The 24,989-nt window shown below is 63.5% G+C and carries 24 protein-coding genes, 2 tRNA genes and 1 pseudogene; 13 read left to right on the top strand and 14 right to left on the bottom strand.

Annotated elements, in window-relative coordinates; all coding sequences use genetic code 11:
• Window positions 1–81: 81 nt before the first annotated feature.
• Window positions 82–879 carry an undecaprenyl-diphosphate phosphatase gene (locus ACFFF7_RS08210; RefSeq protein ID WP_379480882.1) on the top strand — a complete coding sequence of 266 codons (798 nt, stop codon included), beginning with the start codon at window positions 82–84 and terminating at the stop codon, window positions 877–879.
• 73 nt (window positions 880–952) lie between these two features.
• On the opposite strand, the gene ACFFF7_RS08205 is transcribed toward ACFFF7_RS08210, so the two are convergent.
• Window positions 953–1,273 carry a YnfA family protein gene (locus ACFFF7_RS08205; protein WP_379480881.1) on the bottom strand — a complete coding sequence of 107 codons (321 nt, stop codon included), beginning with the start codon at window positions 1,271–1,273 and terminating at the stop codon, window positions 953–955.
• 369 nt (window positions 1,274–1,642) lie between these two features.
• Here ACFFF7_RS08205 and ACFFF7_RS08200 point away from each other — a divergent pair, with 369 nt between their 5' ends.
• Entirely contained in the window at window positions 1,643–2,056 is a 414-nt protein-coding gene (locus tag ACFFF7_RS08200) for a MerR family transcriptional regulator (protein ID WP_379480880.1), read from the top strand.
• 580 nt (window positions 2,057–2,636) lie between these two features.
• On the opposite strand, the gene ACFFF7_RS08195 is transcribed toward ACFFF7_RS08200, so the two are convergent.
• The 7 genes and pseudogenes from ACFFF7_RS08195 to ACFFF7_RS08165 form a co-directional block, all read right to left on the bottom strand.
• Entirely contained in the window at window positions 2,637–3,044 is a 408-nt protein-coding gene (locus ACFFF7_RS08195; RefSeq protein ID WP_379480879.1) for a hypothetical protein, read from the bottom strand.
• Between the two features lie 38 nt (window positions 3,045–3,082).
• Window positions 3,083–6,050: pseudogene (locus tag ACFFF7_RS08190) on the bottom strand (efflux RND transporter permease subunit).
• Between the two features lie 45 nt (window positions 6,051–6,095).
• Window positions 6,096–7,100, bottom strand: a complete 1,005-nt coding sequence (locus tag ACFFF7_RS08185) for an efflux RND transporter periplasmic adaptor subunit (RefSeq protein ID WP_379480878.1) — start codon at window positions 7,098–7,100, stop codon at window positions 6,096–6,098.
• Entirely contained in the window at window positions 7,097–8,494 is a 1,398-nt protein-coding gene (locus tag ACFFF7_RS08180) for a TolC family protein (RefSeq protein ID WP_379480877.1), read from the bottom strand. Before ACFFF7_RS08180 ends, ACFFF7_RS08185 begins: the two co-directional genes overlap by 4 nt.
• A complete protein-coding gene (locus ACFFF7_RS08175) occupies window positions 8,491–9,837 on the bottom strand; it encodes a sensor histidine kinase (protein WP_379480876.1) in 1,347 nt (448 codons plus the stop codon). Before ACFFF7_RS08175 ends, ACFFF7_RS08180 begins: the two co-directional genes overlap by 4 nt.
• Window positions 9,834–10,508: a response regulator transcription factor gene (locus tag ACFFF7_RS08170; RefSeq protein WP_379480875.1), complete on the bottom strand. Its 675-nt coding sequence runs from the start codon at window positions 10,506–10,508 to the stop codon at window positions 9,834–9,836. Before ACFFF7_RS08170 ends, ACFFF7_RS08175 begins: the two co-directional genes overlap by 4 nt.
• Before the next feature lie 11 nt (window positions 10,509–10,519).
• Window positions 10,520–10,801, bottom strand: coding sequence for a PepSY domain-containing protein (locus tag ACFFF7_RS08165; protein ID WP_379480874.1), 282 nt, complete (start codon window positions 10,799–10,801; stop codon window positions 10,520–10,522).
• A 486-nt stretch (window positions 10,802–11,287) separates the two neighbouring features.
• Between ACFFF7_RS08165 and ACFFF7_RS08160 the strand changes: the two genes are divergently transcribed.
• The 5 genes from ACFFF7_RS08160 (at window position 11,288) to ACFFF7_RS08140 (ending at window position 15,479) form a co-directional block, all read left to right on the top strand.
• A complete protein-coding gene (locus tag ACFFF7_RS08160) occupies window positions 11,288–12,670 on the top strand; it encodes a porin (protein WP_379480873.1) in 1,383 nt (460 codons plus the stop codon).
• A gap of 72 nt (window positions 12,671–12,742) precedes the next feature.
• A complete protein-coding gene (locus ACFFF7_RS08155; RefSeq protein ID WP_379480872.1) occupies window positions 12,743–13,609 on the top strand; it encodes a DUF6662 family protein in 867 nt (288 codons plus the stop codon).
• A gap of 12 nt (window positions 13,610–13,621) precedes the next feature.
• Entirely contained in the window at window positions 13,622–14,170 is a 549-nt protein-coding gene (locus tag ACFFF7_RS08150; RefSeq protein ID WP_379480871.1) for an FMN-binding protein, read from the top strand.
• Between the two features lie 2 nt (window positions 14,171–14,172).
• On the top strand, window positions 14,173–15,000 hold the full coding sequence (locus ACFFF7_RS08145) for an FAD:protein FMN transferase (RefSeq protein WP_379480870.1): 828 nt from the start codon (window positions 14,173–14,175) through the stop codon (window positions 14,998–15,000).
• Complete coding sequence (locus tag ACFFF7_RS08140) at window positions 15,000–15,479, top strand: hypothetical protein (RefSeq protein ID WP_379480946.1); 480 nt, start codon at window positions 15,000–15,002, stop codon at window positions 15,477–15,479. Before ACFFF7_RS08145 ends, ACFFF7_RS08140 begins: the two co-directional genes overlap by 1 nt.
• A 343-nt stretch (window positions 15,480–15,822) precedes the next feature.
• On the opposite strand, the gene ACFFF7_RS08135 is transcribed toward ACFFF7_RS08140, so the two are convergent.
• From ACFFF7_RS08135 to recJ, 3 genes are all read right to left on the bottom strand, one after another.
• Window positions 15,823–15,897: transfer RNA gene (locus ACFFF7_RS08135), tRNA-Glu, on the bottom strand.
• Window positions 15,898–15,927: 30 nt separating this feature from the next.
• Window positions 15,928–16,002, bottom strand: a tRNA-Glu gene (locus tag ACFFF7_RS08130).
• Between the two features lie 79 nt (window positions 16,003–16,081).
• Window positions 16,082–17,869 (bottom strand): single-stranded-DNA-specific exonuclease RecJ, encoded by a 1,788-nt coding sequence (recJ, locus tag ACFFF7_RS08125; RefSeq protein WP_379480869.1) that lies wholly within the window; start codon window positions 17,867–17,869, stop codon window positions 16,082–16,084.
• Window positions 17,870–17,982: 113 nt separating this feature from the next.
• On the opposite strand from recJ, the gene ACFFF7_RS08120 reads away from it, so the two are divergent.
• Entirely contained in the window at window positions 17,983–18,456 is a 474-nt protein-coding gene (locus ACFFF7_RS08120; protein WP_379480868.1) for an NAD(P)H-dependent oxidoreductase, read from the top strand.
• A gap of 107 nt (window positions 18,457–18,563) precedes the next feature.
• Here ACFFF7_RS08120 and ACFFF7_RS08115 read toward each other — a convergent pair whose 3' ends face one another.
• Complete coding sequence (locus tag ACFFF7_RS08115) at window positions 18,564–18,713, bottom strand: hypothetical protein (RefSeq protein ID WP_379480867.1); 150 nt, start codon at window positions 18,711–18,713, stop codon at window positions 18,564–18,566.
• 30 nt (window positions 18,714–18,743) lie between these two features.
• Between ACFFF7_RS08115 and ACFFF7_RS08110 the strand changes: the two genes are divergently transcribed.
• Window positions 18,744–19,325 carry a hypothetical protein gene (locus tag ACFFF7_RS08110; RefSeq protein WP_379480866.1) on the top strand — a complete coding sequence of 194 codons (582 nt, stop codon included), beginning with the start codon at window positions 18,744–18,746 and terminating at the stop codon, window positions 19,323–19,325.
• 27 nt (window positions 19,326–19,352) lie between these two features.
• Window positions 19,353–19,916: an AHH domain-containing protein gene (locus ACFFF7_RS08105; protein WP_379480865.1), complete on the top strand. Its 564-nt coding sequence runs from the start codon at window positions 19,353–19,355 to the stop codon at window positions 19,914–19,916.
• On the opposite strand, the gene ACFFF7_RS08100 is transcribed toward ACFFF7_RS08105, so the two are convergent.
• Complete coding sequence (locus tag ACFFF7_RS08100) at window positions 19,913–20,893, bottom strand: NAD(P)H-dependent flavin oxidoreductase (RefSeq protein WP_379480864.1); 981 nt, start codon at window positions 20,891–20,893, stop codon at window positions 19,913–19,915. The two genes, ACFFF7_RS08105 and ACFFF7_RS08100, sit on opposite strands and share 4 nt — an antisense overlap.
• Before the next feature lie 425 nt (window positions 20,894–21,318).
• On the opposite strand from ACFFF7_RS08100, the gene ACFFF7_RS08095 reads away from it, so the two are divergent.
• The 3 genes from ACFFF7_RS08095 to ACFFF7_RS08085 all read left to right on the top strand — a co-directional run bounded on the left by ACFFF7_RS08095 (window position 21,319) and on the right by ACFFF7_RS08085 (window position 23,747).
• Window positions 21,319–21,861 carry an MOSC domain-containing protein gene (locus ACFFF7_RS08095; protein WP_379480863.1) on the top strand — a complete coding sequence of 181 codons (543 nt, stop codon included), beginning with the start codon at window positions 21,319–21,321 and terminating at the stop codon, window positions 21,859–21,861.
• A 90-nt stretch (window positions 21,862–21,951) separates the two neighbouring features.
• Window positions 21,952–22,380: a MarR family winged helix-turn-helix transcriptional regulator gene (locus ACFFF7_RS08090; protein WP_379480862.1), complete on the top strand. Its 429-nt coding sequence runs from the start codon at window positions 21,952–21,954 to the stop codon at window positions 22,378–22,380.
• 104 nt (window positions 22,381–22,484) lie between these two features.
• The gene (locus tag ACFFF7_RS08085; protein WP_379480861.1) at window positions 22,485–23,747 is read left to right on the top strand and encodes an SMP-30/gluconolactonase/LRE family protein; all 1,263 of its coding nucleotides are present in this window, start codon (window positions 22,485–22,487) and stop codon (window positions 23,745–23,747) included.
• A gap of 84 nt (window positions 23,748–23,831) precedes the next feature.
• On the opposite strand, the gene ACFFF7_RS08080 is transcribed toward ACFFF7_RS08085, so the two are convergent.
• On the bottom strand, window positions 23,832–24,989 hold the full coding sequence (locus tag ACFFF7_RS08080; protein ID WP_379480860.1) for an iron-containing alcohol dehydrogenase: 1,158 nt from the start codon (window positions 24,987–24,989) through the stop codon (window positions 23,832–23,834).

Below are 24,989 nucleotides of genomic sequence, written 5' to 3'. Positions count from 1 at the left end.
TCTGACATGACTGGGCCTTGTGCTACCGGTATCGATACCGGCTTCGTGACACTAGGCTACGCCAAGGTCGCAATATTGGGGGTGGTGCAGGGCATCACCGAACTGCTGCCGATCTCCTCGACAGCCCATATGCGTATCGTCCCGGCCCTGTTGGGGTGGCGGGATCCCGGCTCGGCCTTTTCGGCCGCGATGCAGCTCGCTGCGCTCGCCGCCGTTATCAGCTATTTTTGGCAGGATGTGCGTCGCCTCGCGGTCGGTTCCGTGTCGGCAATTGGCCGCCGCCAGTTCGCCGATCCCGATCTGCGCATGGCGATCTGGATCGCGCTCGCCACGCTTCCGATCATGCTGGCGGGCGTTCTTCTGTCGGATAGCCTCAATGCCTGCCACTCGCCATTTCGTGCCTTGCCGGTGATTGGCTGGGCTTGCGTCGCGATGGCAATGCTGATGGCTCTCACCGAAATCCTGGCACGCCACCGCCGTAGAGTTGAGAATGCGGCGCTGCTCGATGCGCTGCTAATCGGGCTTGCGCAGGTGGGAGCGCTCATACCCGGTGTCTCGCGCTCCGGGTCAACCCTGACAGCGGCACTGGCGCTTGGCTTCGGACGTGAAGAGGCGGCGCGTTTTTCATTCCTGCTGGGGATTCCGGCTATTACCCTCGCCGGATCGAAGGAATTGTGGGAACTGCACAAGGCAAACCTCGACATGTACGGTTGGTCTGTCCTGGCGCTCGGCCTCGTCGTTGCTTCGATTTCGGCGTTCGCGGCAATCTGGGCGCTGATGCGCGTTCTCGAACGCTTCTCCGCATGGCCGTTCGTCCTTTATCGCGGCGCCCTTGGGGTTCTTCTGCTGGTCGCCTTGGCGAATGACTGGCTGATTTGATGTGTCAGCAGGCGTTTGAAGCGGTCAGGCACTACATAGCAGTGCAATTGGTTAAAATCGTCGAGGTTTCACATTATCGTGGCGCGGCAAAGATTATCGACGCACCAATCAAACAGATCGAAGCCCCGATCAGATCCCAGCGATCGGGGCGAACATGCTCTACCGCCCACAACCAGATTAGCGACGAAGCAATGTAAACACCGCCGTAAATGGCGTAGGCCCGGCCCGCCGCATTGGCTTCGCTCAACGTCAGCAGCCATGCAAACAGCGCTAGGGACGCCATGCCGGGGATGAGCCAGAGCGGGGAGCGGTCCAGCCTCAGCCACGCCCAAAAGGAGAAGCAGCCGCCAATTTCGGCAATCGCCGCCGTCAGGTAGATCGCCAACAGTTTCAAGGGCTGCTCCGTTGTAGCTAGTCGCTGCCGGCCTTGCACCCGCAGCTTCTGTCTGCCGGGCAGGCGGCGCATTTCTGCCTACGGCTTCGCTGCCAGAAATAGAAGCCAACGCCGACAACAACGAGCAGCGGGCCGCCGTTGCAGACAATCCGGTCAACGGATGCGCCCAACCAGCCGGCGAGGCCCGCGCCACCGAGAGTCAGGCCACCCAGACCTAGTAACGGGATCGCGCAACATGCGGCGCAGGCCAGTCCCAGCCCGATTACAACCTTGTAGTTCACTGTGCCATTCCTTCATGGTTTCCGTTGAAGGACGCGGCTATACGACCTCAAGTAACTTGAGCTTCAAGCGAAATCTGGAGGTTGTCTTTTGCCAGCGGAACTCACCACCGGGCGCGCGGCACGGGCGGCGGGCTGCACCGTTCCGACCGTGCGCTACTACGAAGAGATCGGCCTTCTCCGGGCCGTGAACCGCACCGCCAGCGGCCACCGCCTCTATACCCGTGCCACGGTCGAGCAGCTCAAACTGATCCGGCGGTGCCGCGATTTCGGAATGGCGATCAAGGACATCATCGCGTTAATCGCGGTAAGCACCGCGACAGCCGAATGCGATGAAGCACTCGCGCTCATCAATGACCATCGCGCGAATTTGCGCGACCGCATAGCCGAACTGAAATCGCTGGAACGGGCATTGGCCGTGATGGCGGCACGGTGCGCGGATACCTGCGTTGGCGGTGCCGCGTCGTGCTGCACGATCTATAGCGACCTCGCCATGACCGGCTGACGGGTCAGGTATGCCCTCTTCCACAAATTCCGTCGATATTATTGCGATCGGAAGCTGGGGGGATCTCTCTTGAAAGATTGCGAACGCAGATCGCCGCACCAACGAACAAGCCTTCGCCGTCGCGCGGGACCAGGATCAATTGCCGCCGTTGATCGCCGTCGGCCCATTCCCCTGGCAAGAAACCGCCGTGCCTGCGAGCAAATTCCCGGTGCAGCCCAGACCATCAGACAAGCTGACGACCGGGCGTTTTCCAGCGATGTACGCACATTCTTCAACAAGCATCGGGGCATGAATGCAACGCCCGAAGTTGGCTGCAGCGCAACATGCCCGGAGGATAGAGGTCAATCAAAGTCGAGTTGAATTGCTCAAACCCATTCGACCACCCAGTGAACGTGGACGACGGCGATAAGCAATCGAGATTGGTCATGCCGTCAAGTTCATGCTTAGCGATTTACGCTCGATCTGCTACTAGCTGGCGATGAGGCAATTTTTCGCAGCTGCGTATTGCTTGCCGGCTCTGTTGCTCGTTCTGGCTATCACCGGATGCGCCATAGGCCCAAGATTTCTCGGCCCCATCGCCCTAGTATCGAATTCCGATATTGCCGTAGTCCGTGCGGCTGCTCGCCAAAAGCCCGACGGTATTCTGGTCGGCGGCGACGTGCGCAGGACAAATGGCTATGCCGGTCCGGTACCGGGCCACCTTCATGTCGTTGGCTCGGATGGGGCCGGCAATGTAGTTGCGACCACCGATGCGCCGTGGGGCGAGTTCATGACCCGAAGGTTTCGCCTTGCCTATTTCAATGCGTATTTGCGAACCGCTGATTCCTCCCGAGTAGCGAAAATCAGCGTCGAGGCTGTGACATCGCAAGCGCGTTGACGCCTGCGACCACGTTCTTGGGAAGCGACGCTTCGCGTAAGGTTCGGGTTTGAGAGATTCTCCCCCGCTCTGTGCAGCGTCCAAGACCTGATTTGCCGTATCGAGATTCATCCGGTCGATGGGGATTGCGCAGCTGCAGGTGTTGCCGATCAGTTCGTTTGCTCCTCCCCCCGAGCATGACGATACCTCAAGATCAGCGCTGGCAGCAGCATCAGGCTCATGACGGTCGAGGTCACGAGTCCGCCGAGGATGACCGCGGCCATGGGCCCTTGCACTTCACGGCCTGCTTGTCCCGCCTCGATCGCCAACGGCAACAGGCCGAGGGCAGTAACGAGTGCCGTCATCAAGATCGGCGTGACCCGTTCCTCGGCGGCCCGCATCACGGTCGCCCGATCGAACGACTGTCCTTCCTCCTCTACGAGGTGATCGACATGGGCGACCAGCAGGATCGCATTGCGCGCGGCAATGCCGAACAGCGTGACGAAACCCACCAGTGCCCCGAGTGAGAGAACCCCGCCAGTCAGCGCCATCGCGATGACACCACCCACCAGCGCGAACGGCGTTCCGGCAAGGATCAGCGCTGCCGCTCTAGCGCCGCCGAAGGCAAGGATCAGCAGGCCGACAATCGCGATGGCGGCCACCGCGACATTGAGCGCAATCTGGCGGGTCGCCGCAGCCTGACCCGCCGCCACGCCGGTAAACGACAGCGATACGCCGGGCGGCAGCTTGACCTTGGCGGCAATCGCAGCACGCGCATCGCGCTCGAAACCGGCGACATCGGATCGCGTCGGATTGATCGTGACGACCTGGCGCCGCTGTCCGCCAGCGCGGGCGATCGAAGCGCGTCCTTCGCCCAATGACAGCGTTGCAATGTCACCAAGGCGGACCGAGGAACCGTCGCTGGCGCGCACCAGCATCGCCGCTACGCTCTCGGGGTCCTGGCGCAGTTCGGGCGGAAGAACCACCGCCACGTCGGTTGTCCGGTCGGGGTCGGCCACTTCCCCGGCGACATGACCCTGGAAGGCGATCTCGATAGCATCGTTGGCATCCGTTGGCGTCACGCCATGCACCGCCATGCGGGCCGGATCGAGTGCGATCGACAGGAGCGGCGTGCCGGGCGGCGACTTGACCTGAACATCCGCAGCATCGGGAACCGCTTTCACCACCCGCGCGACGTCGCCTGCGATCCGGTCAAGCACATCGAGGTCCGAGCCATAGACATTGATGGCTAGCTGGGCGGTCTCGCCGGAGAGCGATTCGCCGATGCGGTCGCCAAGGAAAGTCAGCGTCGCGCTCTGGATAGCCGGATAGCGGACCAGAACCTTGCGGATTTCGGCCTGCGCGCGATCTTCGCCGCCAGCACCGTCAGGCTTGAGTTCGACGNGCCACCTCGGGAATGGCAAGTAAATCCCGCGACAGGCGCGCACCGTTGTCACGCATCCACCCCATCGAGGCTCCGACGGGGCCATTGACCTTGAGAACATAGTGACCCTCGCGGAACGCCGGGAGCAGCTCGCCGCCGAACGCCATAAGGCCCAGCGCGCCGATGAGGCTGGTGACGATTGTCGCTCCGATCACAGCCTGCGGCCGATCGCACAGCCGTTCCAGCTGCGAACGATGCCAGGCCTTCGCCCGCGTCAATGCGCGCGGTTCCTCGTGCGGCGTCATCCTACCGAGAAGCAGCACGGCCAGCGCCGGCGTCACTGTCAGGGCAACCACCAGCGAGGCGAGGACCGCAAGCAGGAACGAGAGCGCGAGTGGCGAGAAGAATGCGCCTTGCAGTCCGGTCAGGAACAGGATCGGCGCGATGGTGAAAGCAAGCAGATAGGTGGCATAGACTACGGGCGCGCGGACCTCGACGGTGGCATTGGCAATGATTGCGGCGCGATCTTCGCCGCCCGCGCCGCGCAATCGGCGAACTATGTTTTCGACGCCCACGACCGCATCGTCGACCACCACGCCCAGCGAGACGGTCAATCCGCCGAGCGTCATGGTGTTGATCGTCCCCCCCAGCTTGTCGAGCACGATCAGCGCGGCCAGTAGAGACAGGGGGATCGAGAGAAACGCAATCAGCGCCGTGCGCAGGTCGCGCAGGAAGGCGAACAGCACGAACGCAATCATCAGTGCGCCGACGATCAGATCCTTCGACATGCCCGCCAGGGCAACTTCGATGAAGTTGGCGGGCCGGTGCAGCGCCGGGTAGAGCTTGATGCCCTGGGCATCGAGCGTCGGCTTGAGTTCCTCCAGCGTCGCTGCGACGGCGCGGCTGGCCTCAAGGGTATTGGCCCCGTATTGGCTCGACATGGAAATGAGCACACCCGGCTTGCCCATGATCAAGGCATCGCCGAACTGCGGTGCGGGCACGAGCACGACATCTGCCACTTCGCGCAGCGCCACCGCCGTGCCATTGCCGCTCGGCACCAGTGCCGCTCCGAGCTTGGCGGCGTCGATCGTGCCATTGTCCGGCTGAATCAGAATGCGCTGGTTGGCCGTCTCGGCAAAGCCGCCGCCGCGAACCGTGGTCAGTGCGGCAATCGCGGAATTGACCTCGGCGAGCGAGATGTTGCGCGCGACAAGCTGCGATGGCTTGATTCGGACCTCGTAGCGCGATGGGGCGGCACCATAGACCACTGCGCCTGCGACGCCTTTGGTAGCCAGCAGCCTTGGCCGTATGGTCCAGTCGGCCAGCGCGCGAAGCTGGCGCTGGTCAAGCTTGTCGCTGGTCAGCCCGATCTTGAGGAGGTCCATTGTCGAAGAGGTCAGCGGCGACAGCGCGGGCGGCGATACGCCGCTGGGTAGCTTACCCGAGACGCCGCCCAGCGCCTCGGCAATTATCTGGCGCGCGCGCAAGGGTTCTGAGCCTTCGGTGAAGACCACGCGGATCACCGAAAGCCCCTGTGCCGATTCCGAGCTGACACTCTCAACGCCGTTTGCCCCGTTGATGGCATTCTCGATCGGGCGGGTGACCAGCGCCTCGACCTGCTCGGCTACCAGACCCGGAGCTTCGGTCTGGACCGTGACCTGGGCCGGAACGAACTCGGGAAACACATCGTAGCGCGCACGATCGACTACGGAAATGCCGTAGATCGCGAAGATCGCGGCGGCGACGATGACCATGCGCGCATTGGCGATGCACCAGCGAATCAGCCTGGCCAACATCGCTTAGTCTCCCTCGGCTTCGGCAACAGCACCGCCGGCATCGAGCGCCAGCAATCCGGTTGCGCCGGAGACGGCGATGACGTCTCCCGCCTTGAGTCCGCCCCGGACGATCCACCCTTGCGGTATGCTCTGCGGATCGTCGAGCGCGATCCGCTCGAACGCTTTGCCGTTCTGGCGGAACACCCACATCCGGCCTTGGAAGCGGACGATTGCCTCGCGGGGAACAAGCAAGCCCGAACTGGCGACGCCGGTCGCGGCGCGCGCAGGCACGATCCGACCGGCCTGCGCCTGCCGTGCCAGCGGCCCACGAACGATGGCGAGTACACCGGCGCTTTGCAGCCTGGCATCGGCAGCGGCCGCCGCACCCAATACGCGCACGGTCAAAGCTGACCCTGGTTCGCCGATTTCGACGACGGTTCCTGGCGCCAGCATTGCCCCAGGAATATCGATCCGGACGAGCGCCGCGCGACCAGCGGCAATTTCGCTGACCAGTTGACGGATGGCACCAGACCCGAGCCGCGACAGCCCGGAGCCAAATTCCAGCCCGACGCGTTGCTCGGCGAGCCGGGTGCGGGCGGCATCCGCCAGCGCCAGCGCACGGGCGGCTTCGACCGATCGCCGCGATGCGCTCACGTCCTGACGGTAAAGTGTTTCGAGGCGTGAGGCCTCCGCTTGCGATGCCGCAGCCGCCGCGCGCGCGGCCTCGGCCTCGGCGACGATGGCCGCAAGCGGTCCGACATCGAGGCCGCGCGCGAACCCATCCACCATCTGACTGGCGACAGTTGTAGTAACCGCCGCAGTCTTCACGCCCAGTCTTGCGAGCGCAGCCGGGTCGGTCACCGGCTCATTCTTCGCCGGTGCGGCATCCTTGTCCGTTGGGGCATCGGCATCCTCGGCACTCGCCGTTTGCGCTGCATCGGAATGCTTGATCGCCCCCGCGCCATAGAGGCCGAGCGCCATGGCCGCCGCACCCATTCCCGCCCATGCCGCTGATCGCCATCGGCTCATTGTTCACCCCTTCCAATCATCAGTTCCGGTCCCGACAGCGGGCGACGCAGAGCGCCTTCCAGTGCCAGGTCGGCGGTAAGCGCGCGGGCCAGCGCATCGAGTTCGAGAAGCCGCGTCGTCAGTCGGCCTGCCTGGGCGGCGCCCCAGTCGGCCCGATCGAGCGATCCCGCCGCCAGTTCGCGGTCGGCTTGAGCCGCCAGACGCGCGGCGATTGGCAGGTCCAGCCTCCTGAATTCATCGAGCGCGCGTTGGGCCGCGCCTGCTTCGGCTAGTGTGCTATCGACCGCGCCAATTGCCGCTGCATAGTCGGCCTCCAGCTTCGCCGCGGCTTCGCTCCGCCGGGCGGTGGCCGCGGCGATGGCCTTGCGATTGAGGTCGAATGGCGGCAGCGACAGGCCGAGGTTGAACGGGATCTTCACCAGCCCGCGTTCCCAGGTGAACCCTGGCCCCACCGTGATTGTGGGATACTGTTTTGCCACTTCGCCGCGCAGGTCGAGTTCGGCCTGGTCATAGGCGACCATCGACTTGAGCAGATCGGCCCGGGCCAAGAGCGCCGCCCTGCGTTCGTCCGCGCTGACGCGCGTGACATCCTGTGGCACCTCGAACGCGTCCCACGCAAAAGCCGCTCCGGCCAGCGCGGTGGGCGATACCCCGACGGCGTTGGCGATCGCCACCAATCCTGCCTCGCGGCGCGCATCGGCATCGGCATTGCGATGCCGCGCGTCGGCGAGGTCGGCCCTGACCCTCTCGAGTTCCGCGCGCGAAGCCTCGCCTGCGTTGACGCGGCGATCCATCGCTGCGAACCGGCGTTCCTGTATGGCGACAAGTTCGCTGGCGGTGACATTCTGGCGGTCGGCCACAAGGAATTGGGCAAGACCCCGAACCAGGGTCATGCGCGCCGACCAGACAGTCTCGGCCAGATCATAGCGAGCGGTGACCACGGTAAGTTCGGCGCTACCGATCCGCACCGCGCGCGCGCCGCCGATGTCGAGCGGAATCTCGCTCGATGCTCCGAGTAACCAGGGCGAGGGATCGGGCGCGGCCCCGGCATATTCCGTGGTGAGGGTCAGCTTGGGGCCCGGTGCCTGCTTCGCGCTGCGCGCGGCGGCGACTGCGCTCAGCACATGCTGCCGCGCCGCCGCAATCGCCGGATTGGTGTCGAACATCGCGGCATAGAGCATCGCCCGATCAAGCCGCGCTGGGTTGCATTCGGCCTTGGGAGCCAGTCTCCGGCAAGTGGTGGCGGCTTGCCCGAGGTCGAGCGTGCGGCGTTCCCTTTGTGCGGCGATGGCAGAAAGATCGACCGGGCGCGGGACATAGTGTGTGCAGGCGCTCGCGCCCAGAACAAGCGACAGACAAATTGACCCCAGACATATCGATCGCAGGATTTTCACGCCGGTGCTCCCGGAAAGCGCAGTTCGACCACTAGCCCGGGACTGGCGTCGCCAAGCACCAGTTCGGCGCGGTGGATATCGGCGATTGCCCGCACCAGACTGAGGCCGAGGCCGTGCCCTGGTGTCGAGCGCGCGCGCTCCAGACGCACAAACCTGTCCTGGACGCGGGTTCGGTCACCTTCGGCAATGCCTGGACCGTCATCGCGAACCATGACGACCGGATTGTCGCCATCGCGCCGGACGCCCAGTTCGATGGTCGATCCGTCGGGGGTATGGCGCAGCGCATTTTCAATCAGATTGATTACGGCTTGGGCAATCAATTCACGGTCGCCCTCGACCGCGATGCCGCCATCGACGGCGAGGCGAAGGAAATGATTGCGATCTTCCGCCAGCGCCAGATGCGAATCGCCAATGTCGGCCACCAGTGCCGAGAGGTCGATCGGCGAAAATGCGCGATGAAGACCGCCTTCTTCGAGCTCCGAGATCCGCAGGATCGCGTCGAACAACGTCAGCACGTCGTCGGCCTGCTCGGCCGCGCGGTCGAGCGAGCCAATCCGGTCGTCTTCGCTGACGGGGTGCCGCATTGTCTCGAGCTGGTTGCGCAGGCGCGCCAGCGGGGTACGCAGGTCGTGCGCCAGATCGCCGGTCACCTGCCGCAAATTGGCAATCAGTCCAGCGATGCGGTCGAGCATAACATTGAGTGAAATCGCTACGCGATCGAACTCGTCGTCTGCCTCGCCGACCCTGGCGCGCTGGCCAAGGTCTCCGCTGGTGATCGCCACGGCGGTTGCTTCGATCCCGTGCAGCCTGCGCCTGAGATAGGCGGCGAGCGCAAAGGCACCCAGAATTCCGAAAGTCAGCAGCGCAGCAAACGCCAAGCTGAACATGCCGAGGATGGTCCGATCAATCGCCTCCAAAGATTCCAGATCGGCAGCAACGACCATCCGGTATCCGCCTGGCAAGACGCTGACCTTGGCGCGTGCCGGATCGGGTCCCTCGGCGGGATCGATAAACGTGATTCTCTGCCATCCCGGCTCGGGCATGGAAGTCACGAGATTGCCGGCGATCCGCCGACCGCCTGGCTCGAACAGCGCGGTTCCCAGAGAGATCGGACCGGGTCCGCGCTGCTGCGAGATGGCCTCGATGACACCGTTCAGGCCGTCGCCGCGATATTCCACCTGCAGAGCATCGGAAGCCTGTTCGATGTTTGCGTCTATCTGGCGCGAAAAGGCGGCGTGACTGGCAAGGAGCACCGCACCCCCGAGAACGAGGGTCGCCAAGGCATAGACAAGGAAACCAATCAGCGCGATTCGGTTCGCGGCGCTTCGCGGAAGCAGCCTCATGCAGCGCGCAGCCTGTAGCCGACGCCGCGTACCGTTTCGATGGCGTCGGCAAGCTCGCCTTCGTTAAGCTTGGCGCGCAGTCGGCTCATGTGGGTTTCGACGATCTTGGTCTGCGGGTCGAAGTGAAAGTCCCAGATCCGTTCAAGCAGCATGGTGCGGGTGACGAATTCCCCGGCATGGCGCATGAGTTCTTCGAGCAGGCGGAATTCGCGAGGCTGGAGCAGTACCAGTTTTCCCTCGCGCCGGACTTCGCGTGTGAGCAGGTCCATTTCGATTCTGCCCGCTCTCAAGGTGGTTGCAACGCCGGCAGGCGCTGTGCGCCGGCCGAGCGCCTGGATGCGGGCGGCTAGTTCGCTGAAGGCGAAGGGTTTGACGAGATAGTCATCGGCGCCGGCTTCGAGTCCGTCGACGCGGTCCTCGATGCGGCCGAGCGCGGTCAGCATCAGCACCGGCACGGCAATTCCTCCGGCCCGCAATCGCTTGAGCACCGAAAATCCGTCGAGCGCGGGCATCATCCGGTCAAGAACGATCACATCGACCGCTTCGGTAAGCGCGAAGTGAAGCGCATCCTCCCCGTTCGCGGCCACGATGACATTGTGACCCAGTTCGCCGAGCCCACGCTCGACGAACTGCCGGGTATCAACATCATCTTCGGCCAACAGGATGCGCATCGACTTCTCGCTTAATCCCTAGCGTTCAAGGGTTCGAACTTGTTCTCCACGATCCGGCCAGTCGCCACATCGACGCCGATCTCGTGGATTCGGTTGCCCTGGCGAATATCGAACGAATAGCGCAGACCGCCGCCTTCGCGTTCGCGCTCGGCCTTTTCGATGCGACCTGGCGCGGCGCGCAGCGCAATCGCGCGGGCCTGCGCCATTGTGACTCCGGCCGGTTTGGCCTGGCTGAGCTGCGGATTGACGAGCGCGGTGGCGGCAAGCGAAAGTATCATGGCAGTATTCTTCACGGGTTGAACTCCTGTCAGAGTGCGAAATGCACTCCCAGGCTGATAACTGGCCATAGCGCACGGGAAGGTTGCGGTGGGGATACAATTTCCCAACCTGGATTCGGGCCGGCTTGAGAGTCTTCCCGGCTGCGATTTAGCTCCGCACTACAAGGGCAACTTACGATCCAGGCGGATGCTGACTTCCCGGCGGTCACTTTGAGAAAGTGACGGGCAGCAGAGCCACGAGCGCCACGGCGGGCTTCGCCGCCGTCGCCGGAAGATCGGATGACAAGCGGCATTCCTCAAGGTGTGCCGATTGCAGATCCCGGCACAAATGCGACTGGCGCTGCCCCACATGCTGATCTCCGGTTTGACCCAGATAACCGACGTTCCCGAAGTCGGACGAAGTTACGGCGCTTCCCTAGAACCCAAGCTACACGAATTATTGCTATTGCGAACCATTCGCAGGTTTTGTAGCAGCGCCCTCTGACGCGATTCGGGGGATCTATGAGAAAATCTGCAATGCTTCTGGCGGCGACTGCGCTGTCGACCGCGACACCCGCGCTGGCGGACCAAGCTTCGCAGGAGGCGGAAATTCTTTCGCTGAGGGCTCAGGTCGCCGCCCAGAAAGAGCAGCTGGCGGCACAGGAGGCGCGCTTGCAAAGGATCGAAGCTCAATTGCAGGCGCCGACCACTCAACCGGCTCAACCCACCGCGATTGCGGCCACAACCGCCGGTGACACAGCTCCATCTGCCGCCGGCTCACCGCCCGCAGTCGCAGCCAACGATGCAAGGTCGGCCGTCGCGGGAGGTTCCGATACGACCATCGGCGGTTACGGCGAGATCACCTACAACGGCTACCTCAAGGACAGCAGCCGCAATCAGGCCGACCTCAAGCGCCTGGTGTTGTTTGTCGGCCATCGCTTCAGCGACAAGCTCAGTTTCAACAGCGAAATTGAAGTCGAGCATGCCGTTGCCAGTTCCGGAGACCAGGGCGAGGTCGCGATCGAGCAGGCCTACCTTGATTACTCCTTCAGCCAGGCAGCCAACCTCAAGGCCGGCCTTTTCCTGATGCCGTTCGGGTTCCTCAACCGCAATCACGAGCCGCCGGTGTTTTACGGTGTCGAGCGCAATGAAGTCGAAACGCGCATTATCCCATCGACATGGCGCGAGGGCGGGATCGGTCTCTATGGCAGCACCCCATTTGGCCTTAGCTACGATGTCGGCGTTACGACTAGCTTTGATGTCGCTAAATTCGACGATCCGGGCGCGCCGCTGGCAGGTTCGCACCAGGAACTGCAACTCGCCAAGGCCTCAAGCCTCTCGTTCTACGGCTCGCTTGAATATCAGGGCATTCCGGGCTTGCTGCTCGGGGGAGCCGTCTTCACCGGCAACGCCACCCACAACAATGCCGACTTCAAGGCCGACAACAGCTTGCCGGACTTTGCAGGCATTACCTCGCGGGTCACGCTTTGGGACGTTCATGGCCGCTGGCAGCATCGCGGCTTCGACCTTCAGGCGCTCTATGCGCGCGGCACGATCAGTCGAACGGCGGCGTTGGGCACCGTGGTGGAGAACTTCAACGATGCAAACGGCACCGAACTGCCTGTCGCTCCATCCGCGTTTTACGGCTGGTATGTTCAGGGCGCTTACAGCATCCCGCTGGGCAGCATCGCGACCCTCGATCCGTTCGTGCGGTATGAGAAATTCGACACGCAGGCGCGCCTGCCTCTGGGGCTGATTGCTGATCCGGCCAACCGTGACCGGGTACTCACCACTGGTTTCTCGTTCCATCCGCTGCGCGAGGTAGTGGTCAAAGTCGACTACCAGAAATTCTTGGAAAACAAGGACAATGACCGGATCAATCTTGGTCTGGGCTACATGTTCTAACAATCAGGCAGATCTAACATGCATGTATTTTCCAGCCGCTTTGGCAGCGGCCTGACTTCCTGCGCCCTTGCGATGGGTGCTGCCCTGGCGCTTCCTGGTATTGCGCACGCCGATGAAAACTTGTTCGGCTACAACACTGGCGCCGAGACCCTGCCCAAGGGTTCTGGCGAGGTTTATGTGTTCAACACCTTGCGCTCCGACAAGGGGCAGGGGACCTACCGAGCAGTCGATACCGAGATCGAGGGCGAGTACGGCGTCACCGACAGGATCACCGTGTCGGCCGCCGCGAGCTTCCTGACGATCGACACCCATGGCTTGCTGATTGACGGCTATCTCCCGGCGCCCATCGACAAGGGACCGCGATTTTCGGGACTTGAACTCAAATCAAAGTTCAATGTCCTCAGTCCAGCACTCGACAATTTCGGGCTCGCCGTCATCACCTCGGTCGAGTGGAAGCGGCTCGATCCCCATAGCGGCCAGAGCAAGACGGAATACGAGGGCAAGGTTGTACTCGCCGCGCAGAAATACTTCCGCCAGGGCCAGATCGTCTGGGTTGGCAATCTCGGCCTGAAGGCCGGCCACGAAACTCGTTACCCAATTGCCAACCTGCCCGAGGGCTTCGATTGGCCGACCACCCCCGAGATGGAAATCGAGCTCAGCGCCGGCACCGGCCTGACATATCGCGTCGCCCCGAACTGGTTCATCGGCGCGGAAACGCAATACACGTCGGAATATGAGACCGAAGTTGGCCAGGAACGCTGGTCGCTGTTTGCCGGCCCAACGATTCATTATGGCGGCGAGAAATTTTGGGCAACGCTCACCTGGTTTCCGCAGATCAAGGGCGGCGGCGAACGCTATGCCGGGCAGACCGACACAAATTTGCACCTGATTGAAAAGACCAAGAACGAGTTCCGGCTTAAGCTTGGTATGAACTTCTGACAGGAGCTTCCGATGACACGTTTCAATTGGGCAAGTCTGTTTGCCATCCCGGTGCTGGCAGCCTCGTCGAGCGCGTTCGCGGCCGACTACCTGACTGTGAACGAGGCCCAGCATATTCTCGTGCCGCAGGCCGACTCTTTCGCACCATTTTTGGTAACACTGTCTCCGGCGCAACTTGCACAGATACGGCAGATTTCTGGCGTTCCCCAGCGCACGGCCCAGCCGCGCGTGTGGCGGGCAACATCCGGTGGCCGACTGGCTGGCTGGGTGATCGTCGACGAGGTGATCGGCAAGCACGAATATATCACCTATGCCGCCGGTATCTCGCCAGACGGTCACGTGATGGGTGTCGAGATCCTGAGCTATCGCGAGAGCAAGGGCGGACAAGTGCGCGACGCACGGTGGCGCAGCTTATTCCGGGGCAAAACTGTGCGGGACAAATTCAAGCTCAATCAGGACATTCCGAATATCTCGGGAGCGACGCTTTCGTCGCGCAACATCACCGACGGGGTGAAGCGGCTGCTGGCAATACATGCCGTCGCCTTGGCCCAGGCGAGGTAAGGTTGCTTACCCGCTGCAAACCGCTGCTTGGCACATTCGTCGAGATCACCGTTCCGGAAGCTGCGGCAGCAGCGGTGGACGGCGCATTCGCTGCAATCGCGGACGTCCATGCGCGAATGTCCTTCCACAACGAGGACAGCGATCTGGCGGCGCTTAGAAACGCACGCTGCGGTCTGGTGGTGGAGGTGGCCCCCCAGACGGTCGAAGTGCTGCGAATCGCACTGGATCTTTACCGGGATTCAAACGGTCTGTTCGATGTGACGATCGGCCATGAACTGGTGCGCTCCGGTTTCCTGCCCCGACCAGAAGGTACGATACCGTTCGCCTGTCCGGGCACATCCGCCGACATCGAAATCGTCGATGACTGCCGCGTGCGTTGCCACAAGGCGATGCTGATCGATCTCGGCGGTATCGCCAAGGGATTTGCCGTCGATCGGGCCGTCGCAGCCTTGAAGACTGCGGGCGTGCCGGAGGCACTGGTGAACGCGGGCGGCGATTTACGGATGTTCGGCGCGCGCGAGTGGAACGTGCAACTGCGCGACGGCGATGGTGCCCTAGGCATGACTATTGCCCTTGCCGATTGTGCGATTGCCAGCTCGTCCAACGCCGGTTGGCGTCGCAGGCGAATCGGTCGACTGCGAACTCCGCACATTGGTCGCGGCCGCGTCGCAGTGGCGGCTCCCGCCAGGGTTAGTGTCATTGCCGAGCGATGTGTCATCGCCGACGCGCTGACCAAGGTTGCAATCGCTGCTCCTGAAATTGCACACGAAATGATCACGAGATACGGCGGTCGCATCTTGCGCGAGTCTGACCTTGGAAAGGCTGCGTGATGATTCATCGCAGGACAGCCCGGCTTGCAACTTGGCAGATTTGGCTTCTCAGTCTCAGCGGCGCGTGCCTGTGGTTGAGTGGCGGGGCCTGGCTGCTGCTCCACTATTTCGGGCAGATGCCGGGGGAGTTCGGGCCGGAAATGAATCCGCTCGAGCCTTGGATGATGAAGGTCCATGGATTTGTCCTGATCCCAGCACTTCTCGGGATCGGCGGCATGTTTGTCGCACACATACCAAAAGGCTGGGACCACGTGCATCAGCGCGTTGCGGGCGTCGCGCTGTGCGCCGTCCTCGCCGTCCTAATCGCCAGCGGCTACATGCTCTACTACGTTGGCGACGACACCTTGAGGCAATGGACCAGCATGGCTCATTGGATTGTAGGTCTCGTGCTGCCAGTGGTCTTCCTTTGGCACTATCTCAACGGCTTGCTCGTTCGGCGCAGGAAAACCGGCAGAAATGCGCACCAAAGCGCTCGTTGATCACCCCGTCGTAAGCCGATCAGCGTAAAATTGGGCTGTCAGCCAATGATCAAATAAGCGCATTTGCCGTCGAGCGTGATGCTTGATCTAGCGCTCCATCAGACTGAAAAATTAGGGAAAAGTTGCGGGCGCATCTGACCTTGAACCCCAGGGCTGTCAAATAAGCCGTACAATCGACGGTCATTTGGAGGGCGGGTTTCCCTCGTTGATGCACGGGTCGCATCCTGGAGAATCAACCGCCAGCGTCGTTCGCTCCGACCGATGCATCCGCTGGCGTCCGCACAGATTTATTTGATCGTTATTCGACGAAAAGCGATTTCAAATCGCTAAGTCATTGATTTTATGGTGACCCCTACGGGATTCGAACCCGTGTTTCAGCCGTGAGAGGGCCGCGTCCTGACCGCTAGACGAAGGGGCCTTAGAATCAAAATGCCCACGGCGCGCTGCTTGGTGACCCCTACGGGAATCGAACCCGTGTTTCAGCCGTGAAAGGGCCGCGTCCTAACCGCTAGACGAAGGGGCCGCAGCAGCTGCGCTGTGGGCAGGCCCGCGCCTTTAGGCAAGGGCGGCATGGGGGTCAAGCCCTGCACCGTAAGATTATGTCAGTCGCAGAACGCGGCATCCTCAAGGTGCAGTTCGGCGGCAGGTCGCGCGGCCCAGTCATCAATCCGGGCCCGGCCGGCCAGCCACAACCGGCGCTGGTGCGTTGCGTGCAGCAGCGTCTGGCCCATTTCGCTGGTCGCGGCGCGAAAGGCGATCGCCTTGAAGCTGGCGCCGTCATCCCCGCGCACGATCAGCCGCAGGTGATCGGTGCCGACGATGTCCGCTTTGACCAGCCGCACCGGGCCGACCGCCACACGCGGTCCGGGCCAGCCGATGCCAAATGGCCCTGCGCTCTCCATCGCTTCGACCAGTGCGGGTACCAGCCCGCCCGGCGCAATGGCCATGTCGAGCAACATCGCCGGGTTTGCCATGGCATGGGCGACCGCCTGACCAAGCTGGCCATCAAGCCATGTGCCTAGCGCGTCGAGCTGATCGGGAGCTACCGTCAGGCCCGCGGCCATTGCGTGGCCGCCGCCGGCAATCAGCAAACCATGTTCGCGTGCGGCGATGATTGCTGCGCCAAGATCAACGCCGCTGATTGAACGGGCCGAGCCCTTGCCGTTGCCGGCCTCGTCCGCGTCGAGGGCAATGACAAGTGTCGGCTTGCCGGTCTTTTCCTTGATCCGCCCGGCCACGATGCCGATCACGCCGGGGTGCCACCCGCGTCCGGCGAGAGTCAGGACTGCGCGGTTATGCTGTCCTGCAAGCTGGGCTTCTGCGGCTTCCTGGACCGCCGCCTCGATCGCACGGCGTTCTTCATTGAGCGCGGACAGCTGCGCCGCGATGGCTTGCGCTTCGTCCGGATCTTCGGTTGTCAGCAGGCGCACGCCCAGGGTTGATTCGCCGACGCGCCCTCCGGCGTTGATTCGCGGACCAAGGGCAAAACCCAGATCGCTGCAGGTGGGCGCGCGGGTCAGGCGGCTGGCATCGATCAACGCAGCCATGCCGATGCTGTCGCGCCGTGCCATGACTTTCAGCCCCTGAGCGACCAATGCGCGATTAAGCCCGTGCAAGGCGGCGACATCGGCCACCGTGCCCAGTGCCACCAGGTCAAGCAGGGCGAACAGGTCGGGCTCCGGACGCGTTGCGAAAAAGCCGCGCTGGCGCAGGGTCCGGACCACGGCAATCGCCAGCAGAAAGGCCACGCCAACCGCGGCGAGGTGGCCGTGCGCGGCTCCGATATCGCTTTCGTCCAGCCGGTTTGGATTGACCAGAGCCGCGGCGCGCGGCAGCTCGGCCGAACACTTGTGGTGGTCGACCACGATCACGTCGACCCCGGCAGCATGGGCCATGGCCAGTGCTTCATGCGCCATGGCACCGCAATCGACGGTGACGATCAGGCTGGAGCCCTGTTCGGCCAGGCGAACGAGCGCCTCGCCGGATGGCCCATATCCCTCAAGCAGCCGGTCCGGAATATAGTAGCCGGCTTCAAGGCCAAGCGCGCGCAGCAGGCGGATCAGCAAGGCCGCACTGGTTGCCCCGTCGACGTCGTAGTCGCCATAGATAGTCAGCCGTTCATCGGTCAGCACGGCCTGGGCAATGCGTTCGGCGGCGGCATCCATGTCACGGAACTGCGATGGGTCTGGCAGGAAGCTGCGCAGCGATGGGTTGCGATGCCGATCGATATCGTCGGGCGCGACCCCGCGTGACAGCAACAGCTGCGCGACGAGATCGTGGTCGAGCGAAACCGTGCCGCCGGTCACATCCATGTTGCCGCCGCGCCAATGCCAGACGCGCCCCGATAGCGAACGGTCGAGGCCAAGGACGGATGTGGTGGGAAGCGCCATGCTGCTTGCGCTAGACCAATGCGCAGGCCGCGCAAAGGGGCAGTGCGCGGTGCGGCGCGATTGACGCCGCGGCGGCAAGCGCCTTGAATGCCGCCATGCGACAAGGAGGCGTCATGCTGTCGATTATCTGGCACAGCCGCACTGGTGCCGCAAAGGCAATGGCCGAGGCGGCCTATGCAGGGGCGGCCGGGCGTGCCCGCCTGCTGGCTGCCGAATCTGTCGAGCCGGCCGATCTGCTTGCAGCGAGCGGCCTGATCTTTGTCTGCCCGGAGAACCTGGCGTCGATGAGCGGTGCGATGAAGGAGATGTTCGACCGCTGTTACTACGCCGTGCTCGGCCAGATCGAAGGCATGGCCTATGCCACGATGATCGCGGCCGGGTCGGACGGACACGGCGCGCAGGCGCAGATCGACCGCATTGTCACCGGCTGGCGGCTGCGCCGGGTCGCGCCGCCGATGATCGTTAATCTGGGCGCGCAGACGCCCGCACAGATTGTCGCACCGAAGCTGGTTCCTGCCGCGGCCCTGTCCGAATGCCGCGATTGCGGGGCAGCAATCGCTGAAGGACTAGCGCTTGGATTATTTTGACCGGGATCGCAAATGGCACCGAAATCGAGCAATTGGCCATGACGGGACTCGACTAAGCTCTTGCAATAGTGTCACACATTAGATTGTCGATTTAGCGGTTTGGGGGGTTAGTCATCGTAGATGCGCGCAACAAATGCGAGGTTGCCGACGGCGCTCTCCTTTCGTTCGTCTTTGCGCAGGGACGGCGTCCGGACGCGGAAGCCATAACCACCGCCGGCGCGGCTGATGCTTCGGTTGGCGGGTTCGGTGTCAGCCATCGTCCGGATCCGGCGGAAGGCTGGCTCGAATTGCTCTCGAGCGGTCTGACCTTCGACTGCGCCGGGCTGGTCCCGGCAGACGGCACCGCCCTGCCTGCCCGCGGGGCGCTGCTCGGTCTCGATGTCGCTCCAGAGGGAGAAGCCGTATCGCTGCGCCCGGGCAATCACATTGCCGAGGGCAAGGGGATGTTGCCGGTGGTGCGCATCATGGCAGCGATCGGCATGCGCTTCGCCGCGCTGCCCGATGTCCGTGCAGTCTGCTGGCAGCCGGCGGGCAGCTGGATGAAGCCTGCCTATTACCGCCAGGTCGTGGGCGACTGGCTGGGCGGCGGGGCGTTCCCGGCGCTGGGTCTCACCTCGCTGCGCCGCGAAAGCAACGGGGCGATGGTCTCACTCGGGCTTGGCCTGCTGATCGGGCAGGAGCTGCGCTTTGAGCCGGAACGCAACATCTCCGCCGGTGCCGTGGCACGCATCTCGGTGCGCCTGATCCATGAACTGATCAGCAACGGGCCACTGAGCGAACCCAAGGAATTCGCCGGAAGCGACGGGGAAACGCTGCTGGCCGTGCCGGTCCGCGGCGGCGAACAACTGCGGGTCATGGTCCGCAAATGACCGGCACGGTTTTCCGGGGGCACTGTTTTGTCTGACCTTACGCGCGGCGGATCCGGCCTGCGTCCGGCCTTGCGGCATGGTCTGCGCCGGCGGATCAGTTTCCGCGCTGTCAATCGCCGCGATGCGCCCGATTACGATCCCGGTCTGCAGCGCCATCACATCCTCCCCCGCCAGATTCTGAGCCAGGCCAGCCTGCGGCCGATGCTCAGCGCGATCGGGCGTGAGCGATTGTGCTTCGAGGACTTTCGCCACAACGGTCTGCTGCTCCCGGCCAATGACGATGCCGCCTTGCGGGTCGGCTTGCCGCTGCACCGCGGCCCGCACCGCAGCTATAACGAGCTGGTGATCGAGCGGGTGGGCCAGATCGAACAGGGCTGGTCCATCACGCGTTTACGCGCGCCCGAAGTGGCGCTTCAGGACACGCTCGACCGGCTCGAACTGCTTCAGCGCGCCTTGCGCCGCCGCCTGATGGATCAGCAGCGCCGGCTGAAGCTCAACCGCCACGATCCGCTGGGCAGCGGCATCGATTTCGCCCTGCTCGACGCGATGACCGACCAGCTGTGGCCGGCAACCGCGCTCGAACCCGCCTAAGCCAGCGTCATCCGCGCCTTGTCGGCCAGTTCGCGCCGGGCCGCATCGTATTCCGCTTCAAGCCGGTCGACCCGGTCAGCCACGCTTTCAACCGCGCTGACGGCGCCGATGCCCTGGCCAGAACCCCAGATGTCTTTCCACGCCTTGGCCTCGGTATTGCCGCCGGAGCCAAAATTCATCGCGCTGGGATCGCTGACCGGCAGATTGTCGGGATCGAGCCCGGCAGCGACGATCGAGGGCCGCAGGTAATTGCCGTGGACCCCGGTGAACAGGTTGGAATAGACGATGTCGTCGGCCCGGCCTTCGACAATCGCGGTCTTGTAGCCTTCGACCGCATTGGCTTCCTTGGTGGCGATCCAGGCGCTGCCGATATAGGCAAAGTCCGCCCCCATCGCCTGCGCGGCAAGCACCGAGCGGCCGCAGGCAATCGCGCCCGACAGCGCGATCAGCCCGTCGAACCACTGGCGGATTTCCTGCATCATCGCGAAGGGTGAGAGCACCCCGGCGTGGCCGCCAGCGCCGGCGGCGACCGGGATCAGCCCGTCGGCACCCTTTTCGATCGCCTTGCGGGCAAAGCGATCATTGATCACGTCATGCAGCACGATCCCGCCCCAGGCGTGGACCGCATTGTTGATGTCTTCACGTGCACCCAGCGAGGTGATGGTCATCGGTACCTGCCACTTGGCGCAGACCTCGATGTCTTCCTCCAGCCGGTTGTTCGACTTGTGGACGATCTGGTTGACCGCATAGGGCGCGGCGGGGCGATCGGGATTGTCGCGGTTGTGCGCCGCCAGTTCCTCGGTGATGCGGTGCAGCCATTCGTCGAGCACGCCCGAGGGCCGCGCGTTGAGCGCCGGAAAGCTGCCGATGATCCCCGCCTTGCACTGCGCGATGACCAGATCCGGGCCGGAAATGATGAACAGCGGAGAGCCGATGACGGGCAGGCGCAGGCGATCGAACGGGGCGGGAAGCGGCATGTGGGTGGTTCATCCTCTGACGGTTTCGGTTTTACTATGAGACTTGATTGCCGCTGTCGAGGGGCTGGAACTTGACAGAGTTCACAGGGTGCATGCCGGGGGAAACCCGGGCGTTACCTTGTGTCAATTTCCGCCGCGCTCGGCCTGAATTGAGTACGGTCAGAAGAGCCCCTCCCCGGCGGGGAGGGGTTGGGGTGGGGGAGCGTGGCCGCCAGGCCGCGCATGAATGCCTGCGTGGAACCCCCATCCCGACCCTTCCCCACCGGGGAAGGGAGTAGAGGCGTTAGGTCCGGCGAAATCACGATAAGTCATGCCGCGCAACGTAACGCGCAGGCGCGATGTAGGAAAATGGCCACCGCAAGAGTCTCACCGATCGGGGCAGAATTGACCTTTGGCAGGCAGGGCGATTGCCTTAGGCTGATCCCATGCACCCCACCGTGATCGCCTTGGCCCGCGACGCCGCGCACCGCTTTTCCAAGCAGCCGTGCCAGCGATTGACCTTGCTGGCCGGGCTGGGGGTGGAGGGCGATGCCCACGCCGGGCGCACCGTCCAGCACTTGTCGCGGATCGCCCGGGATCCCGGCCAGCCCAACCTGCGCCAGGTCCACCTGATCCACGCCGAACTGTTCGATGAACTGGCCACCAAGGGCTTTGCTGTTGCGCCCGGCCAACTGGGCGAGAACATCACCACCCGCGGGATCGACCTGCTCGGCCTCTCCGCCGGCACCCGCCTGCGGCTGGGAGCCGAGGCGGTGATCGAGATTACCGGCCTGCGCAACCCCTGCGTTCAGATCGACAGCCTCGCCAAAGGCCTGATGGCCGCCACGCTGGACAAGGCGGCGGACGGCAGCCTGATCCGCAAGGCCGGGGTGATGGCAGTGGTGGTGACTAGTGGAATGGTTGAAGTGGGCGACGGGATCATGCTGGAAAGCGTGCCGCTGGCGTTTGAGGCACTGGAGGTTGTTTGACTCGACCGCTGACCGCAAAACCGTTCGGCTATCGGCTGCGGTTTGAACTTTCCATTTGACATGCGGCCAATTCAGTAGCATCCTACCGGAATGTCGCATCCCACTCTCGAACTCAAAAAAGCCTATCTTGCGCTGCGGCATGCGCTGGATCGGACTGTGCGTGAATTCAATCTGACCAGTGCGCAATTCGATGTTCTGCAGATCCTGCTCCACAGCGATGGGTTGCCTCACCGTGCGTTGCAGGAGCGGCTGGCAATCGCCTCGCCGACGCTGACCAATATTCTGGACGTTCTCGAGCGGGAAGGGCTGGTTGAGCGCCGGACCGATGGGGCCGATGCAAGGACCAAGACGATCCATATGTCGGCCAAGGCCCGTGTGCTCTGCGCCTCGGATGAGTTTTGCCAGGCTGGTGACCGATTGGTGGGCCGGATGTTCAAAGGCTTCACCGACAGTCAACGGGCAGAGTTCATGCACGCATTGAAACGGGTCGAGCACAATCTCGATACCATAGGTTCATAGCGCCCCCCTTTTTGGTTTATAAGATAGCTTCCTACTGAACGTAGGGCGGCTCGGCTTGTCTCTCTAATTCGGTTTATCGGTAGCTTCCTATTGGAGTTCATGACATGATCTATTTGCTTACTGTTTTGGAATTGGGTGTCGCGGCGATTCTGCTGGCGGGAGCGTTTGCTGTTCTTGTCGCTCGGCGCTCGTTCTTGCTGCCGCCGCCGATTTCGCGGCTGATGAGGATTGTTGTGGCAGTCGCAACTGCGCTGCCGGGTATCGGGATGATCGTCGCGACACTGGTTCCGATTGTGGCCTTTTTCGCCGCGATGCTGGCGGTGGCGGTGGCCGGTACGCTGGCTGGAGCCACCCGGCTTCGGGGTGAGCGGCCGAACTGGATCGCGCTGAGCCTGGTGGTCGTGGGGTCACTCGGTGCAGCAATCCTGCAACCGCTGGGCCTAAGAGTGCTGGCGCTGCCGAAGGCCGACGCGCTGGTCTATCAGCCGATACCGGCGCAGGTTATCAAGACCTATGATGCCGGCGTAGGCTTCGAAAGCGTCAGGGCGGGGCCGATGGGTACGCTCTATCTGGCTGCCAATGCCGGTCTCGATTTCACCGACAGAGAATACTACCGCAAAGCCCAAGGCCAGATCATCGCGCGCCATTCAGATGGCACTGAGCGGATAGTATTCACGACTCCGGTCGGCTCGACCGCGGGGGTAATGGCCATTGCTTCCGATGCGACAATCTACATGACCAGCAACGGCCGCAGCCCCGGAATTTGGCGGATCAGCCCGCAAGGGGAAGCCGCCAAGATCGCAACCATGCCAAGCGGTGCCTGGCCCAATGGGCTCGATTTCGGACCTGATGGCATGCTCTATTCGGCCGATAGCAACCTTGGACTGATCTGGCGGATCGATCCGGTTTCGGGCAAGTTCGACGTCGCCATTCGCAACAAGCGCCTGTCGGCTCGCCCGTTTGTTGCACTCGCGCCGGGTGCAAACGGTCTGCATTTTCGCGGCAGAGACTTGATCGTGACCGTTTCGGATTCGACCGAGATCCTCAAATTCTCCGCAATGCCCAATGGCACCTTTGGCCCCGCCAGCCTTATCGCCCGCGGCATTCCGGGCGATGACTTCGCGGTGGCAAAGGACGGATCGCTGTTCGTTACGACCCATCCTTACAATACCGTAGTTCGGGTCGAACCCAATGGAAGGCGAACCACTGTTGCCGACGCGCGTCAGCAAATTGTCGGTGCTACGGATATCTGCTTCGGCAGTGGCGCTGCTGATCGCGATGTTCTGTATGTCGCGACCGATGGCGGGGCCTTCACGGCTGGCGCCAAGGCGCGGGGCCAGTTGATTGCCCTAACGCCGTATCGGTGAAGCGACTCAACATACGGTGCGGCTCATCGATTTTCGGCAATTGGGGGTCGCATCGTCAGTGCATGTCATAGTTGCATCAGAGCATTAACCCCACGCCGCCCGGTACAGCCCGACAATCTCCTTCGCCTCGGGCACCCTTGGATTGTTCCCCGGACTGCCGCTCGCCAGTGCCTGTTCGGCCATCAGCGGCAGCAGGTCGTCCCAGCGGGCCTTGTCGATGCCGTAGGCCTTGGGGCTGGGCACGGACAGGTCGGCGTTGATCTGGTGCAGCGCCTCGACCAGTCGGCCGACCGCGCTCTGGTCGCTTTCCGCATCGCCTGCCACGCCCATGGTGCGGGCGCAGGCGGCGTAGCGGGGCAGGGCGGCGCGGGCGCTCCAGGCGGTGACCACCGGCATCAGCATGGCGTTGCTGAGGCCGTGGCTGACGTGGAAGTGCGCGCCTATGGGCCGGCTCATCCCGTGGACCAGCGCGACCGAGCTGTTGGAAAAGGCGATCCCGCCGTGCAGCGCGCCGAGCATCAGCGCCTCGCGCGCCGCCCGATTGCCGGGGTCGGCGCAGGCGACGGCCAAGTTGGGCCAGATCAGCCGCATCGCGGTCAGCGCGGCCTGGTCGGCGAAGGGGTTGGCGCGCTTCGAGACATAGGCCTCGATTGCGTGGACCAGGCTGTCGATCCCGGTATCGGCGGTCAGCCGTGCCGGCTTGGTCAGGGTCAGTTCGTAGTCGATCACCGCGATGGTCGGCAGATAGGCGAGGCCGGCGCAGAGCATCTTTTCGTCGGTCGCTTCGTCGGTGATGACGGTGAAGCGGGTCGCTTCGCTGCCGGTCCCGGCGGTGGTCGGCACGGCGACGATCGGCAGCGCCGGGGCGTCCTCCTGGTGCGGGGCCTTGAACGCGCTGACCGGGGCGTCGCGCAGCGCTTTGACTGCGACGATCTTGGCGGTGTCGATCGGGCTGCCGCCGCCCAGGCCGATGACGCAGTCGTGGTTCCCTTCGCGCAGGAAGGCCAGCGCCGCCTCGACCGAGGCGACGGTCGGATCGGGGACCACCCCGGTGAAGCTGCGCGCGGCAATTCCGGCCTGGGCCAGCAAGTGCTCGACCCGCTCGAGCACGCCCGACTGCGCCAGCCACGCGTCGGTCAGGATCAGCGGGCGGCTGAGTCCGAACTGCGCGAGCACATCGGGCAGTTCGGCCAGCACGCCGCCGCCGATGCGCATCGCGCGGGGAAGGTGGATTGCGGCCAC

This window comes from Novosphingobium aquiterrae (genome assembly GCF_042434435.1).
Taxonomy (GTDB): Bacteria; Pseudomonadota; Alphaproteobacteria; order Sphingomonadales; family Sphingomonadaceae; genus Novosphingobium; species Novosphingobium aquiterrae.
This window is presented reverse-complemented; position numbering and strand designations above follow the sequence as displayed.

Bases quoted from the DNA above. Each gene is read 5' to 3' on its own strand.
- ACFFF7_RS08195 (WP_379480879.1), bottom strand. From the start codon at position 3,044: ATGAATCTCGATACGGCAAATCAGGTCTTGGACGCTGCACAGAGCGGG.
- ACFFF7_RS08185 (WP_379480878.1), bottom strand. From the start codon at position 7,100: ATGAGCCGATGGCGATCAGCGGCATGGGCGGGAATGGGTGCGGCGGCC.
- ACFFF7_RS08175 (WP_379480876.1), bottom strand. From the start codon at position 9,837: ATGAGGCTGCTTCCGCGAAGCGCCGCGAACCGAATCGCGCTGATTGGT.
- ACFFF7_RS08170 (WP_379480875.1), bottom strand. From the start codon at position 10,508: ATGCGCATCCTGTTGGCCGAAGATGATGTTGATACCCGGCAGTTCGTC.
- ACFFF7_RS08160 (WP_379480873.1), top strand. From the start codon at position 11,288: ATGAGAAAATCTGCAATGCTTCTGGCGGCGACTGCGCTGTCGACCGCG.
- ACFFF7_RS08155 (WP_379480872.1), top strand. From the start codon at position 12,743: ATGGGTGCTGCCCTGGCGCTTCCTGGTATTGCGCACGCCGATGAAAAC.
- ACFFF7_RS08150 (WP_379480871.1), top strand. From the start codon at position 13,622: ATGACACGTTTCAATTGGGCAAGTCTGTTTGCCATCCCGGTGCTGGCA.
- ACFFF7_RS08140 (WP_379480946.1), top strand. From the start codon at position 15,000: ATGATTCATCGCAGGACAGCCCGGCTTGCAACTTGGCAGATTTGGCTT.
- recJ (WP_379480869.1), bottom strand. From the start codon at position 17,869: ATGGCGCTTCCCACCACATCCGTCCTTGGCCTCGACCGTTCGCTATCG.
- ACFFF7_RS08120 (WP_379480868.1), top strand. From the start codon at position 17,983: ATGCTGTCGATTATCTGGCACAGCCGCACTGGTGCCGCAAAGGCAATG.
- ACFFF7_RS08115 (WP_379480867.1), bottom strand. From the start codon at position 18,713: ATGGCTGACACCGAACCCGCCAACCGAAGCATCAGCCGCGCCGGCGGT.
- ACFFF7_RS08100 (WP_379480864.1), bottom strand. From the start codon at position 20,893: ATGCCGCTTCCCGCCCCGTTCGATCGCCTGCGCCTGCCCGTCATCGGC.
- ACFFF7_RS08095 (WP_379480863.1), top strand. From the start codon at position 21,319: ATGCACCCCACCGTGATCGCCTTGGCCCGCGACGCCGCGCACCGCTTT.
- ACFFF7_RS08090 (WP_379480862.1), top strand. From the start codon at position 21,952: ATGTCGCATCCCACTCTCGAACTCAAAAAAGCCTATCTTGCGCTGCGG.
- ACFFF7_RS08085 (WP_379480861.1), top strand. From the start codon at position 22,485: ATGATCTATTTGCTTACTGTTTTGGAATTGGGTGTCGCGGCGATTCTG.